This is a genomic window from Methylomonas sp. EFPC1 (genome assembly GCF_016925515.1).
GTDB classification, from domain to species: Bacteria; Pseudomonadota; Gammaproteobacteria; order Methylococcales; family Methylomonadaceae; genus Methylomonas; species Methylomonas defluvii.
On the sequence record NZ_CP070494.1, the window covers coordinates 3,633,125 to 3,649,777 of the forward strand.

The window sequence follows — 16,653 nt, forward strand, 5'->3', positions numbered from 1 at the left end:
GTTGTTATATTTAATTAGATGGCGTCTGACGGCATCTACACCGTCGGAACAAATAGGTTATCGGCTCACAAGCTTTCCGCGTCGCGGCGAATCAGCCGCTTGTTTAAAGCCTGCCGGCTGATGCCCAGCAAACCGGCGGCGACCCCTTGATTGCCTTGGGCGCGTTGTAAAGCTTCGGCAATCAGTGACTCTTCGGATTCCTTCAGCGTCGGCAAGCGCTCCGGAAAACTGCCGGACGAGGCCGACATCCCGTCCATGACACTAGCATCGCCGGGCATCGGCATTTGCTCGGCAATGGCCTCCTTGAAACTCTGCAAGGACAGTACCCCACCCTGGCTACGGGCGACCGCATCGAAGGCCATGCCTTCCAGCTCGCGGATATTGCCGGGGAACGGGTAATTATGCAACCACTGAAACAACGCCGGCGGCACGCTGGGCGCGGGCTTGCTCAGGCTGTCGGCGGCTTTTTCCACAAAATGCAGCGTCAGTTGCGGCAAGTCTTCCCGGCGTTCACGGAGCGGCGGCAGTTGGATATGATGGGTCCGCAAGCGAAAATATAAATCCTTGCGAAAACTGCCGAGTTCGACTTGCCGTCTGACATCGCAATGGGTCGCCACAATGATGCGCGCCCTGCTCTGCCGGGGCCGATCCGCGCCTATCGGGTAGAAGGAGCCGTCCTGCAACAAACGCAACAATTTGACCTGCGAAGCGATACTGAGGTCGCCGATTTCATCCAGAAACAACGTGCCATCGCCGGTGCTGGCCAGCAATCCGTCACGGGCCCGTTCCGCGCCGGTAAACGAGCCCTTGGCATGGCCGAACAACGTATCGGAAAACAAGGTATCGTCCAGGCCGGCGACATTGACCGCCACCAAATCACCCGCGCGCCCGGACAAGCGGTGCAAGGCACGGGCAATCAACTCTTTGCCGGCCCCGGTTTCGCCGGTGATCAACACCGGTTGCGGGGAGGCGGCAATAGCTTCGATGTAGCGGAAGATAGCAAACATGGCCGGGCTTTGCGTGACGATGTCGGCAAATGCGCTGGGTTCGTGTGGGCTGTTGGTGAGCATTCGCTCTTTCAGCGACAAAAATTCCGCGCGCAGCACCCGGCTTTCCACCGCCCGCCGCACCGCGGCCACCAGACAGCTATGCTCCACCGGCTTGAGTAAATAATCGCTGGCGCCGCTGCGCATGCACTCCACCGCAATCTGCAAATCGTTGGTGGCGGTCATCATGATCACCGGGATTTCCGGATACTCGGCGGCTATCTGCTCCAATAACGCCTTGCCGGACAGATGCGGCATGGTTAGATCCAGCACTATTACGCCGACCGTTCGACTAGCCAACAACGGCAGCACCGTCCGGCTGTCGTCCAGCGTCAGCACCTCGGCAAAGCCGGCGCTACGCAATACCAGACTGGCGCTGTGCAGCAATTGCGCTTCGTCGTCCACCAACAAGATAGGCAGGTTGCCCAGGTCTTTACATTGCATGATTCGCGTCCATCGCCAGCCCCGGATTAACCTGAAAAATAACCCGTGCACAGGTGCCTTGCCCCGGCTCGGATGAAAAACTTAAGCTACCGCCTTGAGCGCGCAGCAATGAAGCACTGATCGCCAAACCCAAGCCGGTGCCGCCATTAGCCTGCTTCGTGGTAAAGAACGGGTCGCAGAGTTGTTGGATATGTTCGGCGGCGATACCTACGCCTTCGTCGCGGACTTCCACGCAGAGCTGGCGGCCGTCATTCATTAGCTTGGTGGTAACGCTGACGGATTTTTCCTGGTCCGGGAGTGCTTCCAAGGCGTTGATCAACAGATTGACCAACACCTGTTCCACCTGCTGCGGATTGCCGCGCAGCTCAGGCAAGCCCTCGGCCAAATCGGTTTTGAAATGCCGAGTTTTTTGTTCGATCAAATGCTTCAGTAAAGCCAGCGCCCGCTCCACCACGTCATTAATTGCGAAAGATACCGGAGCCTCGTTGCTGGGCGGGCGGGCATAGTTTTTCAGTTCGGCGACAATACGTTCGATGCGTTTAGCGCCATCCCTGACATCGCGGATCAACACCGCCGCACTATTGCGCATTTCGCTGTAGGGCAAGCCGCCCAAGGAAAACTCGCCGGCCGCTTGATAATGCTCTTCCAACACCTCCAGCGCGTCACTCCAAATATCGGCAAGTAAGCCGGAATTAAACAGAATCAGTTGATTGGGGTTATTGATTTCATGCGCGACGCCGGACACCAAAGTACCCAAGGCAGTCATTTTGTTGGCTTGAATCAGTTGCAACTCTTGCTGGCGAGCCACCTGTTCCAGTTGCTTGCGCACGCTAATGTCGCGGATGATCGCGGTCAAATAGCGCTCGGCGCCGCGCGTCCAACTGGATAGCGACAACTCAACCGGAAACACGCTGTTGTTCCGCCTTAACGCTTTCAATTCCCGCATTGGGCTACTAAGTCGATTTGCGCCTTGTACTTCCTGGATTTGTGCAAAAAAATCCGGCGCCGGGTTTGCCAGCAACTGCTGAAACGGCTGACCCAGCACCTGGTCTGCCGGAAAGCCAAACATCATCTGCGCGCCCTGGTTCCAGGACACGATATTGCCCTGCATGTCCACAGAAACAATCGCCTCATGCGCCGAATCGGTAATGGCGCGCAGCCGGGCTTCGCTTTCCCGCAACCAGGATTCGGCTTGCAAGCGTTCGTTGGTTTCTTGTTGCAAATTGGCGTGGGCCTTTCGTAACGCCAGCGTGTTCGCCCTGAGCAGGACAAATTGATACAGCAAATACGCCAACAGGATGACGGCGACCAAATACAACGCCAAACGATAGGCTTCGGCTTGTTGCTCCACGCTGCCGCTGTATTGGCGCAGGGCTTGTTGCAAATCATCGACCCGGCTAACGATGGGCTGGGCGATGATCTGCCGCAGCAGCGTATCCACCTTCGGCGACACCTCGATAATAAGCCGGCCGTGGGCGATCAGCACCCGATAGTCATCCGACTGCGCGGCCAATCCGGCCAGCCGATCAAGCTCCTGCTGAATTTCCACGGCCAGTTCCGGCTGCGGGCTGTCCATGAAACTAAACATCAAGCGCCATAAATTGCCCAGCTTGACGGCATCACCCGGCTTCGCGGCAGCGCGCAAGGTTTTACCGATTTCGTCGAAGGACATCACCGAATTACGCAGCAAGGCATTATCGGATTTCAGGTATTCGATCTGCCCCAAGCGTTCCTGCACCGTTGCGGTTAGCTGGTCCGCTAAATTGCCAAGCAATTGCTCCGCCGCCTCCACCGCTTGCAATTCGGTTTGCAAACTCTGCGACAAGCGCAGCAGCTCCTGGCCGGCTTTGGTGAGGGCATCGTAGTTGGCCAGCAGGCCGGCGCGGGCCAGCAAAATATCGCGCATCAGTTCCGCATCGCGCAATTCGATGATGCGCAGCGTGGTTTGCAGGCGGTTACGCCGTTCCAGTTCCGGGCTGGCGCTTTGTAACCAGAGATAGGTCAAGGCCAGCAACAGACCGGCGACGATCAATCTGGGCCGCCAGGAAATCACGGTCATGGCTTGGCTGATTGGCTGGCGACCAAAGCCTTGCCGGCGTATTCCCCGGTCAATGTCTTTAGAAATTTAACGATAGCATCGCGCTGCTTCGCCGCCAGCCGCTTGCCCAATTGATGCTCGGCCATCGTATCCACCGCCGCTTCCAGGGTAGCGGCGCGGCCGTCGTGAAAAAACGGCGCGGTGACGGCCACATTGCGCAGGCTAGGCACCCGAAACACACCGCGGTCTCTGTCGTTGCCGGTGACGCTGTAACGGCCCTCGTCCACCGGCTCTTGCGGCCCTTGCGGTGCGCCGAATACGCCGAACTTCTGGAATAGATTGCCGCCGATATTGACGCCCTGATGGCAGGCCACGCAGCCCAAGGCCTTGAACAAATGAAAGCCTTCCTGTTCGTCAGCGTCAAGCGACGTGGTTTCACCGCGCAGAAAGCGGTCGAAGCGGGCATTGGGCGTGATCAAACTACGTTCGAAATGGCTCAAGGCATCGACGACGTTGGCTTTGGTCAATCCGTCCGGGTAGATTCGGCTAAACGCATCGACATAATCCGGCACCGCGCGCAAACGCTCGATCAGCTCCGGCCATTTGGCGTTCATGATTTTTGGATTGAGCATGACTTTTTCGGTGTGGGCTTCCAGCGTGGTAACTACCCCATCCCAATTAAAAAAGTAATTGAACGAGACATTGAACAAACTGGGGGTATTGCGCAGCCGCGACACCCCGTCCGCCGCTTCGGCGCGGACCTTGCCGTCCATGCCGCCGCTGTCTAGCGGATGACAACTGGCGCAAGAGCGCTGGCCTTGGTCGGAGAGTTTGGGATCGTGAAATAAGCGTTGGCCCAACACCACGCGCGGGGCATCTAAAGCCACTGTGAGCGGTAAGGGCGCCAGCGGTTCCGGGGTTTGCGCCCGCGCGGCCATCGTTAAGGCCATCCCCATGCCAACCGCTAAAAAAAGCCCAGGCATACTTTTTTGCGTCATGTTTACGTGTGTCAAAGCGTGGTTTAAGAGTCCGGTCTTCATTCTATCCTCGATTGAAATCGCGGTAAGCCTAAATTTCACGCTGGATCAACGGCCTTTTGCTGCGGCCATCAGGTTACATTTAAGCCTTCCGTTAACCCACCCTGAGACAAAAGTTGCTGAATAAGCCACTCTGTCAACCGCCCTCCGCCGCTTAATGACCGGCATCGCAGCGCTTTCCAGCACCTTTGCTGCAACTTTCGTCGCACCCACTCGCCGGCACAAACACGGAAAAACAAAATCTTAAACAAATGATTTTAAACGATTATTTATAAAAAACTTTCTTGGCACGCTACTCGCATTGTTAGAGACAGAAGCTGCCAGCAGTTTCTTTATCCGAGACCAATTCTCAGCAATTTAACCCTTTTAGGAGTACCGACATGCAAAGCAAATTAATCCCCCTTTTGGCCGTTTCCACCTTGTTCGCCGCCAACGCCGACGCCTCAGCCTTCTCGTTCAGCACCGGCGGCCCGGATTACCGAATCGCCACCGGCGCGCAAGCCGGCGGCACCAGTCGGGAAATAGAATCAGCGGACGACTTTGTATTAACGCAACACACCCAATTAAATCAGGCCACGTTCACCGGTTTGCTCGCCAACGGCGCCACCCTGAGTGACATCGCCAATGTGAATGTGGAAATTTACCGGGTATTTGGTAAGGATTCCGTGAACCCGCCCTCCGGCCGCGTGCCTACCCGCGTCAACTCGCCTTCGGATGTGGCGTTTTTGGGCCGCGAATCGGCTGACAACTCCTTGAGCTACAGCGTCACATTACTAAACAGCAACGCCTTGGCCGGCAACTCGGTAATCAACGGCATTCATCCGCTGCCCAACCAAACCACCGGCGGCGAAGGCGCTGTTTCCGGGCAGGAAGTAAGATTTGACATTAATTTTAACGACGCCATCTCCTTGGCAGCCGACCATTACTTTTTCGTGCCGCAGGTGGAATTGAAAAACGGCAATTTCCTCTGGTTGTCGGCTGCTAAACCAATAGTCGGCGGCAGCGGCCCGTTCACGCCGGATTTGCAATCCTGGATACGCGACGGCAACCTGGACCCGGACTGGCTGAGAATCGGCACCGACATCGTCGGCGGCACCACGTTTAACCAAGCCTTCTCGGTATCCGGCGTTGCCGCCGTACCGCTGCCCGCTGCCACCTGGCTGTTTCTAAGCGGCATCCTGGGCGTTATGGGCTTGGGTAAACGCAAAACAGCCGGCGCGTAACTCTTCCAGCACTCCCCTCCTACCTGCCATGCCGTTAGCAAACAAGTTGTTGGCGGCATGGTTTTTTTCTAGGCCGGTAACTCAGCCTTTATTTACTTGCCGCCACGTAAAAAAGCCGGCACGGGGCCGGCTCTTCTAAGCTTAAGCGCTTACTGCGCGAAAAAGCCGATTTCAGCGGGTGGCAACGGTTGCGGGTTCAAACTGACCATGGATAGCTTGCTGACCGCGCCACTAAACAAGTCGGGCAGCGGACCGGGTTTTGGCCCTTTCCAGAAACCGGGGTAAGTCGTACCGCACCAACCGCCGGCTACCTGTTGCAGTTCTTCCGTATTCAGAACCCTAAAATTTTGATTTACTTGCGTGTTCATTTGACTGGCTCCTTTGAAATATCAATAAATTCCCACCGCTAAAAGGTGGTTCCAAACCGCGACTTGAACCGATCCGTGTTTAAACAAAGCGTTCATCCGCATGCCGTTTTGGGCACACCTATTCAAATCGCAGATGCTCTTGGCCAGCGCCTCCGTTTGCTGGCCGGAGCCAAAAAGCAATGCCTATTGCAATCTGACCGACGGCGACCATTGATAGGTCGGGTCGCAAACCCTTGCTGTTTGCCGGCATAAGCACTTTACAAGCCGCCAGCCCTTACATCTGTGGCAAATTACCGACAGCCGGACGCAATAATCCACAGCATCAGCAATCACGCGCCTTTAGGTTTTGTTGGGGAATACGGCATGGTTCATGAGCAGCGCGCCGGGTGTCTTGTACACCGGCCACATCGGCTGCACCCAGCACAGGCCGGCTCAGCGGACGATATAGCTACGGCCCATAGATATAAACGCTCGGAAAAATGATTAAAGGCGGCTTTCTATTCAGGCGTTGAGCAATACATCACGACATGATGGCCCGCTCAACCATCCCATCCGCCAGCTTTTGCTGCAACTGATTAGCGGCGGCGAGGCGGGCTTTTAGTTGGTCGCAGAGGGCCATTAGTTCTTCGACTTTGGCGACTATGCGGTGTTGTTCGGCGAGAGGTGGGATAGGAACAATCATATTCTTCAGCATTGTACCGTTTACATTAGCCTGTCCGCACTGCTGTGTTATACATGGACTTATCTGTGTATCGCGGAAAAATGGTGCGTTCATCGCCAAATTAAAATACTCAGGATTCGACGATATTTTGGAAAATCGTATCCGAATAAGGTAGGAAGCAAAGGTATATTCAAAATCATTACCAAGATAAATGCCCGTCTTGCCAACCAGGTCTGCACTATTAGTGCGGTTATATAGAAGGTCGTACTTATCTAGGTAGAGTGCAGGGAGCTCATCAATTAGCTCCGGTACCTTCTTCTGACCACCCAGGAGTACTTGTCCATTCTGAATGTCTCCCATCTTTAATACCGGAACACCGTTTTCGGTATCAAATGTTTGCAGTGATATTCCGTATTCTGTAAAGAGAGCTGTATCTCCGATTTTCTTCCATCGCCAATCATCTGGAATCTGAAATGGAATATTGTCGAGAGAGACTTGTGTAAGCGGTTTCTCCTTCCTAATACGACCAGTTTTTATTAAGAAAGCGCGCTCAGATTGAATTAGTGCGAGCGACTCATCCACAGATTCGTCGTTTGGGTTTTGCGGTTCCAGTTTGCCCATTACCGCCAGTTGCAACAGGGTTTGCTTGAGGGCATCAATGCTGGCTTGGGTGGTGAACAAGGTGTCGAAATGCGCGGCGATGCGCTGCCAGTCTAAATCCCCCCCAGCCCCCCTTTTACAAAGGGGGGAAACTGTTTTTTGCGATTGCGTGAGCGTGCCGAGCAAGTGGCTAACCAGTTTTTCGTGGGCTTCTGCGGCGTTGTTATGCTGGGTTTCCAGTTGGTCACACAGCGCCATTAGCTCATCGACTTTGGCGACGATGCGGTGTTGTTCGGCGAGGGGTGGCAATGGAAATGGATGTGAAATAACTGTAGAGGTATTTAATTCAATTTGATTGGTCGTTCCCGAGGCGGCACTTTCTATCTTGGACTGGACGGAAGGACTTTGAATCCATCGCCATAAAAAAACACTCAAAAAGGCGATCGGTCTGATTACCGTCACATGAGAGTCTGCAACGAGAATTGGCTTATGTTCCAACTCAGGGATAACACATGCGCGCCCGATAGTGCCTGTTCCGGTGGAATTCCATAAAACATCTCCCTCGCAAAGCATCCTTATGGCTTCGTATTTATGTATCGAGTCTGAATCGATAAATCGTGCTTGGGAAAGATCAAGCCCAGTCCACCTAACGCATTTTTGGGATATAACCGAGTAGTCAGATTTATCGGTATAAACAGGGCCTTTGCCGCGCTGAATGTAAGAACAAACTTCGCCAAGCCTCACCCACTCCCACCCCTGCGGCAATTCAAACGGCTGCTGTTCATCAGAAATCCCCCCCGGCCCCCCTTTTGCAAAGGGGGGAGGATTTGAAGTTGACGTTGATGTCGTTGCTGTGACTGCCGTTGAATTTGATCCCCCCCTTTGCAAAAGGGGGGTTAGGGGGGATTTGCTGTTCTTGATCTTGCCTTCCGCAATCAACTTGGCCTTTTCCGCCTGTATCCGTTTCAGCAATTCACTGGCCGGCTCGTCGTTAGCATCTTGCGGCACCAGTTTGCCGCGCACGGCCAGCTCCAAAATCAGCTCGCGCAATTTCTTAATGCCATAAACACCGGCCGCCGTCCCGGCACCACGGCCCCGGCCTGACTTTTTCGCGGTGTCGGCAGCGGTCCAGAGGTCCAGGTGTTCGGTCAGTAATTCGTGAATGGCGCTCATGTTGAAGTACCCTTTTTTGAAAATCCCCCCTGCCCCCCCTTTTTCAAAGGGGGTGTTGTCCGTGGTGTCATCTGTGCCTGTGCTGCTTCGGCATCCAGCTGCTCTTTGTCAAAAACAGACGTTGATGATGACGCAATAACTCCCCCCTTTGCAAAAGGGGGGCTGGGGGGGATTTGCTTTTGAACGGTACTAAAAACAACGCTCATCACAGCATCCAATTCCGTCAATACCTGGCGGTTATCAAACCGCAACACGACGATACCCATTGATTCCAACACCCGATCCCTTTCTGCATCCTTAACTTGGTGCTCCGCTTGGAAATGCTGCGAACCATCCAATTCAATGACGAGATTAGCGGCTGCACAATAAAAATCGACGATGTAATTTGCCAAAGGTTTTTGGCGATAAAACGGCAAGCCCAATATTTGCTTGCGCCGTAATTTTGACCACAGCAACTGTTCAGCATCGGTCATGTTGCTGCGCAAGTTGCGGGAAAATGGTTTTAAGGTTGGATTGTATGATTTCATAATCCCCTAGCTCTCATTTTTCAAAGCAGCGGACTTTGGGTTCTCTCCTTCGTTCAAAGCTGGGAACTTTTGGTTTTCCACCATTTTGTTAGAAGTTGAGTTCTTGCTCACCCCTTTGAAAAAGGGGGGCTGGGGGGGATTTAAAGCTGCATCCAAAATACCTTTCAATTGCCCGCGCAAGGCGGCAATGTCGGCTTGCATGGTTTGGTATTGGGCCAGCAGCAGTTCGGGGTCGTGGATTTCCTGCTCGCCGACGTGCGGGTTTTTGCAATCCAGGTTGTAGTTGCGGGCTTGGATGTCTGCCAGGCTGACTTGCCAGGCTTGCGGGTTTTCCACGCGCTGACTGAAACCATCCGCTTCGCTGCCCCACCAGGCGGCCTCCGCCGCAAACTCTTCGATCTTCATCGGCTTGGTTTTGTTGTAGCTTTTGACGCCGGGCGGATAGGGGTGTTCGTAAAACCAGATGTTTTGGGTGGGCGTGCCTTTGCTGAAAAACAGCAAATTGGTTTTGATGCCGGTGTACGGGGCAAATACGCCGTTGGGTAGGCGGACGATGGTGTGCAGGTTGCATTCTGCCAGCAGTTTTTCCTTGATGCGGGTTTTGATGCCTTCGCCAAACAGAAAACCGTCCGGCAATACCAGCGCGGCGCGGCCACCGGGCTTAAGCAGTTGCATGATCAGCACTAAAAACAGGTCGGCGGTTTCGCGAGTCCGAAAGCTGGCTGGAAAATTGGTTTCGATACCGTCTTCTTCCATGCCGCCAAACGGCGGGTTGGTGACGATGACATCGACGCGGTCTTTGGGCGTCCAGCTGATGAGCGGCCTGGCCAGGGTGTTGTCGTGGCGGATATTGCTGGGGACATCCATGCCGTGCAGGATCATGTTGGTGGTGCAGAGCAAATGCGGCAGCGGCTTTTTCTCGATACCGAAGATGCTGGCTTGCAGTTGGGCTTCGTCATCGACGGTTTTCACGTCCTGTTTGCGGATGTGTTCGATGGCGCAGGACAGAAACCCGCCGGTGCCGCAGGCCGGGTCCATGACTTTTTCACCCAGGCGCGGGTTGACCATGCGCACCATGAATTCGGTGACTGCGCGCGGGGTGTAAAATTCGCCGGCATTGCCCGCGGACTGTAAATCGCGCAGCAATTGCTCGTACATATCGCCGAACAAATGCCGTTCCTGGGCTTTGTTGAAATCGACGCCTTCCTGAATTTTGTTGATGACTTGCCGGATCAACTGGCCGGATTTCATGTAGTTGTAGGCGTCCTCAAACACTGAACGGATGACGTAGGCGCGCTGGTCGCCGCCCTTGGCCGGCAGTTGCTGCAAGGAGGGGAACAGCTCGTTATCCAGGAACGATTTCAGCGCATCGCCGGTCATGCCTTCGGCATTGGCCGCCCAGTTACGCCAGCGATAAGGCTCCGGCAACGGCGATTGATAGTTGTCTTGCAATATCTCCCATTCGGTTTCGCGGTCGTCAAAGATTTTTAAAAACAACATCCACACCAATTGACTGAGGCGCTGGGCGTCGCCATCGACACCCACATCTTTGCGCATGATGTCTTGGATGGATTTAATGGTGGCGGAAATGCTCATAAATGGGGGCTTATCATGTCTGTTAAGAGGGATATTCAAAGGGTGGGTGGACAAGTTTTTCTGCCCACGCGAATCGACTACAGAAATTATAAAAACCGGAGTTTACGCATACAGATGGGCTTCTAATTCTTGCAATGCGGCCAGGTAGGCCGGCTTGCCGCCAAAGGCCGAGACCAGTTCACTGGCGGAACCCATGTTTTTGAACGGGTCCAGGGTGAGGATTTTGATGTCTTCAATGTTTTCTATGCCGGTATCGGCGTATTTTTCCAGCAGGGTTTCCAGCACCTGGCGAGCCTGCTCGCCGTATTTGGCAAAGTAGTTGCGCTTTTTAACCTGCTCGGCGCGCTCGCGACGAGTGAGCGGCGGTTGGTCAAAGGCGACGTGGCAGATGAGATCGAAGGCGTCGAAATCCTTGCCCACTTCATCAGCCAATGGTTCCAGCAACAGGCCGTGTTGTTCCAGTTCTTGCAGGATGGCGGCTTTGCGTTCGGCTTTAGTCCAGCGGCGCAGGAAGTCATCGAGCGAGGCATAATCCTTGCGCACGGTGGAGCGCGTGTAGTCCTTGAGCGATTCTGTGATCAGTTTGCCTTCCGGGCCGTAATACTGCACACGTTCGGCAATCACATAGACGCTGACATCGCCGAGCACGTATTTTACTCGACCGCGTGGCTCATCGTCGCCCTCGTCTGCAGTGGCATCGCCGGTATTTCCGGTAGTTTCTGAATCGGGATGATCGGTTTCAGCGCCGGGATTGTCGTCAGGCGGCACGGGGGATGCTTCGCCTTCGGGCGCGTAAATCATCACCGGCTCGCCATCGAAATCCTGGTCGGCAAACAGCTCGGTGGCTTTTTTGAAGTCCATGATGGTGAACCAGTATTTGTCGTAATCCTCATTGATACGGGTGCCGCGACCGATGATCTGCTTGAACTCGGTCATCGATTTAATATGCTGATCCAGCACCACCAGTTTGCAGGTTTGCGCATCCACGCCGGTCGTCATCAGTTTCGAGGTGGTGGCAATGACCGGGTAACGCTCTTCGGGATTGATGAAGTTATCCAATTCGGCTTTGCCTTCGAGTTCATCGCCGGTAATGCGCATGACGTATTTGCGGCTTTCCTTGATTCGCTCCGGGTTCAGGTTAACCAAGGCTTGGCGCATGCGCTCGGCGTGGTCGATGTCATCGCAAAACACGATGGTTTTGGCGTAAGGATCAGTGGCAGTCAGAAACTCGGTGATTTTCTTAGCGACCAGTTCGGTGCGTTTTTCCAGTACCAGGATGCGATCCATATCAATCTGGTTGTAAACCCGGTCTTCTATCAGTTGGCCATTTTTGTCGGTTTGACCTTTGCTGGGTCGCCAACCTTGCAGATCTTTGTCGATGTCGATGCGCACCACTTTGTAGGGCGCCAAAAAGCCATCTTCGATACCTTGTTTGAGGCTGTAGGTATAAACCGGTTCGCCGAAGTAAAAAATACTGGATACGTCTTTGGTTTCTTTGGGCGTGGCGGTTAAGCCGATATGGGTAGCCGAGGAAAAATAGGCCAGAATGTCGCGCCAGGCCGAGTCTTCTGCGGCGCTGCCACGATGGCATTCGTCGATGACAATCAAATCAAAAAAGTCGGGAGAGAATTGTTTGTAGATATTTTGCGCTTCTTCGCTGCCGGTGACGGCTTGATATAGAGACAGGTAAATCTCGTAACTTTTATCGACCTGCCTCTTGCTGATTTTGGTCATCGCCGCGGCAAACGGTTTGAAGTCGTTGTTTTTGGTTTGATCCACCAAGATATTACGGTCGGCTAAAAACAGGATGCGCTTTTTCGCGCCGGATTTCCATAGGCGCCAGATGATCTGGAATGCGGTGTAGGTTTTACCGGTGCCGGTCGCCATCACCAGCAAGATGCGCTGCTGTTGTTTTGCTACCGCTTCAACCGTGCGGTTGATGGCATTGGCTTGATAATAACGCGGCGAGCGACCGGTGCCGTCATCGTAGTACGGCATTTCCACAGTGTGACGAGCGGCGTCTGTCTCCAAACCTTTCCATCGGCAATAACGCTGCCACAGTTCGGCCGGCGACGGGAATGCGTCCAGCGCCAGCCATTGCTCAGTCTTGTCGGACAAGCCGGTGCGGTCATGCATCAGAAAGCCGTCGCCATTGGAACTGAATACGAACGGCACGCTGAGAGTTTCGGCGTAGTGCAGCGCTTGCTGCATACCTGCACCCACGCTGAGGCTGTTGACCTTGGCCTCGATGACGGCCAGCGGCATATTCGCTTGATGGTAGAGGATGTAATCCGCGCGTTTTTGTTCACCGCGCGTATGCAGTTTGCCGCGCACGATAATGCGGCCTTTGGTGAAACCGACTTCTTCCCGAATCTGGCTGAGCAAATCCCAGCCGGCGGCCGTTAGGGCCGGCGTGATAAATTTGCTGCAGATGTCACGTTCGCTGAGGTTTTTTTTGTTATTCATTTCCGGGAAAAATCCTTGTAAACCTTTGAATAAGTCCTGACTCGCCGCTGATGAAAACATCCCTGTAACTAAAACTACAACCTCAAGTTTGGCTTAGTCTGAAGCGCTGAATATTATCTTAAAATCCCTACGACGTGCTGTGTGTGGCTGCGCGCTAGAGGCAGTGGCAAAGCATAGGCTATTCACATGGAAACAATCAACGGTTTTGCCAAGCCACGCAATTGCCTTCATCGCTCGCTTGGACGACTCTAACTTCGGCATTCTAAATTCACGCTTTCACGAATTATGGGCTTTAGAGCAACTGCGAGGTGCGATTAGCGCATTATCCACTGCTAAAAAGCTCGCTGTGTAGTATGGCCTTTGTGAAAACCCGGCAGAAAGTCTTGGTGGCCGCAAATTGGAAGATGATTTCAATGTGCTGCACGATATCGATACGTTTGATCCGTTTCTTGAGTCAATATGCGATGACTTACAGCCCGCCATGTAATCCGGCGGCCCTTTGAAATCGAGTGACTTAGAAATCGATGATTAGTGATTCATTACATCCCAAGAAGATTCCAATACCAAAGGGAGCGCCGACTTGTCAGCCACCCCATGGTGGTTATAATACACACCATGAATAGCAGGCAACTAATCAAGCTACTTGAAGATGATGGGTGGACGCTGCGTAGCGTTAAAGGCAGTCATCACATCTTTGTTCACCCGGTTAAGCCGGGGCATTTGACGGTGCCGCATCCAAAGAGCGATTTAGGCAAAGGGTTGGTAAACAAGCTGTTAAAACAAGCGGAGTTGAAGGTATGAGATTTTTTGTTGCGATAGAACCAGGTGATGAGGATCATGCTTTTGGCGTAGTGGTGCCCGATTTGCCGGGTTGCTTTTCGGCAGGCGACACCCTGGACGAGGCATTCGAAAACGCGAAAGAAGCCATTGATCTATGGTGCGAAACAGTTATCGAAGATGGTGCAATGATTCCACCCGGCAAAACGCTAGCGGAACACCAAGCAAACCCAGAATTTGCCGGATGGGTGTGGTCTATCGTAGAAGTGCCGGTAGAACGGTATTTAGGCCCCGCCGAGAAGATCAATATTACATTGCCTAAGCTGTTGCTGACTCGTATTGACGAATACGCCAAAGCTCATGGCGCGACCCGTTCCGGGTTCTTGGCTCAAGCCGCGCGGCAGGCGATGCGTTAAGCCTTATCCTTGTTTTCGAAACGGTATCACTTGAGCCCCGGCCGTCAAGCTATCAAGGTAATCAACCCAGCTCTACATCCGCCGCCGCTCTTCTAGGTATTACCATCGATTATAGGCAGCCCTTACCTGGTCAAATGGAGTCTGAGCCAATTGTCGTTCAATAGCATCGGGTGACCAACCTTGTTCATTTAGCAGGGTTGATGCCGTGGTTCTGAAGCCGTGTGCTGTCATTACGTCTGAATCACAACCTAACGATTTATGTGCCGTTCTGATAGTGTTATCCGACATTCGCCGTCCATCGCCCCGACTTGACGGAAAGACATACTGGCCGCCACCCGTGAGCGGTTGGACGGCTTCCAGTATGTCAATAGCTTGGTTTGATAGCGGCACGATATGATGAAAGTCTGTTTTAGACACATAGGGCCGCCATTCCCGCACCATTAGGTCAACATCAGCCCAAAGCATTTGTCGGATTTCGCCGGGCCGTTGAAACATTAGAGGCGAAAGCCTGAACGCCGATTGCACAACAAAGGTTCCCTGATAGTTTCTTATATCCCTGAGCAATTGCGCCACAAGTTTTGGGTCGATGATTGCAACTCGGTGTTTAACCTTTTGCGCAGGTATCTGTTTGGCGACGGATTGCGCCGGGTCGTAGTCGGTAAAGTTGTGGACAATCGCATAAGCAAAGATCGAACTGATTTCAGCGTGGAGGCGGTGGGCCGTTTCAAGCTGCCGTTTATCAACATCGGCTTTAGCACTGCCAATATTTCAGATGATTTGACTTCCTTGATTGGCTTATTCCTTAACCGTCATTTTGTTACCTTTTTTCAGGCACTATAGGCTCGGTAGCAAAAAAGTAATATTTTTAGTTGTATATGTCGCTGGACAATAAAAAACCCGCGAGCCCAGAAGATTCGCGGGTTTTTGCACTTCTTTGCACTTCCGTGCATTCTCAAATGGTACCGACGGGCGGACTTGAACCGCCACGACTTGCGTCACCACCCCCTCAAGATGGCGTGTCTACCAATTTCACCACGTCGGCTTTATTTGTTGCTAACTTATTTTGCCGCTGGCTTTTCGACTTCTTTGATAGCCGGCGCTGCAGGCAAAGTCGCATCCTGGATCGGCAAGCTGCCGTCTGCCGGCATGCCTTGCGTTAACGGTACATCAGACTTAACGGGTTCAGCAGCAGGTGTCGAATCCAATATGACGTCGGTTTTTTTACCTTGATAGCCGCTTAAGACGGCCAAGCCTAAGCTGGTAATAAAAAACAATGTGGCGAAAATAGCCGTGGTTCTGGACAAAAATGAAGCAGAACCTTGAGCGCCGAATACTGAACCGGATGCGCCACCGCCAAAAGTCGCGCCGGCATCCGCGCCTTTTCCTTGTTGCATCAGGACCAAGCCAACGATGCCTATACCCAGGAAGATGTGAATAATTATTATAATTTGGTACAACATAAAGACCTTAATCGGATGAGACTAAACCGAATGGCAAATCTGCAGGAAGCCTTTTGCATCCAGCGATGCGCCCCCAACCAAACCACCATCAATGTCCGGCATCGCAAACAAGCCTTTTGCGTTATCTGGCTTGACGCTACCGCCGTATAAAATTTGTACTTTTTCCGCGATTACCGGATTTCTATCGGCAATCCGTTGGCGAATGTACTTGTGTACTTCTTGCGCTTGCTCGTCGGTCGCCACTTTGCCGGTGCCGATAGCCCAAACAGGTTCGTAGGCAATCACAGCTGTTTCGAACGCTTCGATGCCCGCGGCGGCAATCACTGCGTCCAATTGCTCGTCAACGACTTGGAAGGTTCTGTCTTGTTCACGCTCTTCCAGTGTTTCGCCAACGCACAGCACGGGCACCACACCTTTGCTCAAGGCTTGGCAAAAACGTTTGGCAACCGACTCGTTGGTATCGCCGTAGTAGCTGCGACGCTCGGAATGGCCGACTAAGGCATATTTGCAACCGACTTCGCTCAGCATTGCCGCAGACACTTCCCCGGTATAAGCACCGGAAGCTTGGTCGGCAACATTTTGTGCGCCCAATGCGATGGGGGATGCCGCCAATACGCTACGAATATCTGACAAATAGACGAATGGAACGCAAACCGCGACTTCCTGCTGAACGTCACCTAGACCATCAGCCAAAGCTTGAGCAAGTTTTTGCCCATCTTCCCGAGAGCCGTTCATTTTCCAGTTACCCATAATCAAAGACCGACGCATTACATCCTCCGAGCTAAATAAGACCGCATATAATATCGAGTTAAGCCTTTTAG

Annotated in this window: 15 protein-coding genes and 1 tRNA gene; 4 read left to right on the forward strand and 12 right to left on the reverse strand. The window is 53.2% G+C overall.

All coding sequences use genetic code 11. From position 1 onward, the window contains the following. Positions 1-65: 65 nt before the first annotated feature. Genes JWZ98_RS16695 through JWZ98_RS16705 form a run of 3 tightly spaced genes read right to left on the reverse strand, consistent with a single transcriptional unit; the run spans position 66 to position 4,526 of the window. Positions 66-1,490: a sigma-54 dependent transcriptional regulator gene (locus tag JWZ98_RS16695; RefSeq protein ID WP_205451058.1), complete on the reverse strand. Its 1,425-nt coding sequence runs from the start codon at positions 1,488-1,490 to the stop codon at positions 66-68. After that, on the reverse strand, positions 1,480-3,549 hold the full coding sequence (locus tag JWZ98_RS16700; protein WP_205451059.1) for a DAHL domain-containing protein: 2,070 nt from the start codon (positions 3,547-3,549) through the stop codon (positions 1,480-1,482). The genes JWZ98_RS16695 and JWZ98_RS16700 overlap by 11 nt, the downstream gene beginning before the upstream one ends. Then, the gene (locus JWZ98_RS16705; RefSeq protein WP_205451061.1) at positions 3,546-4,526 is read right to left on the reverse strand and encodes a cytochrome c peroxidase; all 981 of its coding nucleotides are present in this window, start codon (positions 4,524-4,526) and stop codon (positions 3,546-3,548) included. Before JWZ98_RS16705 ends, JWZ98_RS16700 begins: the two co-directional genes overlap by 4 nt. A 419-nt stretch (positions 4,527-4,945) precedes the next feature. Between JWZ98_RS16705 and JWZ98_RS16710 the strand changes: the two genes are divergently transcribed. Further along, positions 4,946-5,788, forward strand: coding sequence for a PEP-CTERM sorting domain-containing protein (locus tag JWZ98_RS16710; protein WP_205451063.1), 843 nt, complete (start codon positions 4,946-4,948; stop codon positions 5,786-5,788). 149 nt (positions 5,789-5,937) lie between these two features. Here the strand turns inward: JWZ98_RS16710 and JWZ98_RS16715 are convergent, their stop codons facing one another. The 5 genes from JWZ98_RS16715 to JWZ98_RS16735 all read right to left on the reverse strand — a co-directional run bounded on the left by JWZ98_RS16715 (position 5,938) and on the right by JWZ98_RS16735 (position 13,179). Next, the gene (locus tag JWZ98_RS16715) at positions 5,938-6,156 is read right to left on the reverse strand and encodes a bacteriocin (RefSeq protein WP_205451064.1); all 219 of its coding nucleotides are present in this window, start codon (positions 6,154-6,156) and stop codon (positions 5,938-5,940) included. A gap of 520 nt (positions 6,157-6,676) precedes the next feature. After that, on the reverse strand, positions 6,677-8,590 hold the full coding sequence (locus JWZ98_RS16720; protein WP_205451071.1) for a restriction endonuclease subunit S: 1,914 nt from the start codon (positions 8,588-8,590) through the stop codon (positions 6,677-6,679). Next, a complete protein-coding gene (locus JWZ98_RS16725) occupies positions 8,587-9,117 on the reverse strand; it encodes an endonuclease domain-containing protein (RefSeq protein ID WP_205451072.1) in 531 nt (176 codons plus the stop codon). The genes JWZ98_RS16720 and JWZ98_RS16725 overlap by 4 nt, the downstream gene beginning before the upstream one ends. Positions 9,118-9,123: 6 nt before the next feature. Next, entirely contained in the window at positions 9,124-10,713 is a 1,590-nt protein-coding gene (locus JWZ98_RS16730) for a class I SAM-dependent DNA methyltransferase (protein ID WP_240348046.1), read from the reverse strand. A 102-nt stretch (positions 10,714-10,815) separates the two neighbouring features. Further along, entirely contained in the window at positions 10,816-13,179 is a 2,364-nt protein-coding gene (locus JWZ98_RS16735; RefSeq protein WP_205451075.1) for a DEAD/DEAH box helicase family protein, read from the reverse strand. A gap of 615 nt (positions 13,180-13,794) precedes the next feature. Between JWZ98_RS16735 and JWZ98_RS16740 the strand changes: the two genes are divergently transcribed. Continuing rightward, complete coding sequence (locus tag JWZ98_RS16740; protein WP_171696149.1) at positions 13,795-13,980, forward strand: type II toxin-antitoxin system HicA family toxin; 186 nt, start codon at positions 13,795-13,797, stop codon at positions 13,978-13,980. Beyond that, positions 13,977-14,372, forward strand: coding sequence for a type II toxin-antitoxin system HicB family antitoxin (locus JWZ98_RS16745; RefSeq protein WP_033155605.1), 396 nt, complete (start codon positions 13,977-13,979; stop codon positions 14,370-14,372). Before JWZ98_RS16740 ends, JWZ98_RS16745 begins: the two co-directional genes overlap by 4 nt. 99 nt (positions 14,373-14,471) lie before the next feature. Here JWZ98_RS16745 and JWZ98_RS23245 read toward each other — a convergent pair whose 3' ends face one another. Then, positions 14,472-14,867, reverse strand: a complete 396-nt coding sequence (locus tag JWZ98_RS23245; RefSeq protein WP_346015178.1) for a site-specific integrase — start codon at positions 14,865-14,867, stop codon at positions 14,472-14,474. Positions 14,868-14,891: 24 nt separating this feature from the next. On the opposite strand from JWZ98_RS23245, the gene JWZ98_RS23250 reads away from it, so the two are divergent. Beyond that, positions 14,892-15,212: a hypothetical protein gene (locus JWZ98_RS23250; protein WP_240348048.1), complete on the forward strand. Its 321-nt coding sequence runs from the start codon at positions 14,892-14,894 to the stop codon at positions 15,210-15,212. A gap of 117 nt (positions 15,213-15,329) precedes the next feature. Here the strand turns inward: JWZ98_RS23250 and JWZ98_RS16755 are convergent. From JWZ98_RS16755 to tpiA, 3 genes are all read right to left on the reverse strand, one after another. Continuing rightward, positions 15,330-15,414 (reverse strand) — tRNA-Leu (locus JWZ98_RS16755). 16 nt (positions 15,415-15,430) lie between these two features. Next, positions 15,431-15,832, reverse strand: a complete 402-nt coding sequence (gene secG, locus JWZ98_RS16760) for a preprotein translocase subunit SecG (RefSeq protein ID WP_171696150.1) — start codon at positions 15,830-15,832, stop codon at positions 15,431-15,433. Positions 15,833-15,853: 21 nt separating this feature from the next. Continuing rightward, positions 15,854-16,600, reverse strand: a complete 747-nt coding sequence (gene tpiA, locus JWZ98_RS16765; RefSeq protein WP_205451076.1) for a triose-phosphate isomerase — start codon at positions 16,598-16,600, stop codon at positions 15,854-15,856. Between the last annotated feature and the right edge of the window lie 53 nt (positions 16,601-16,653).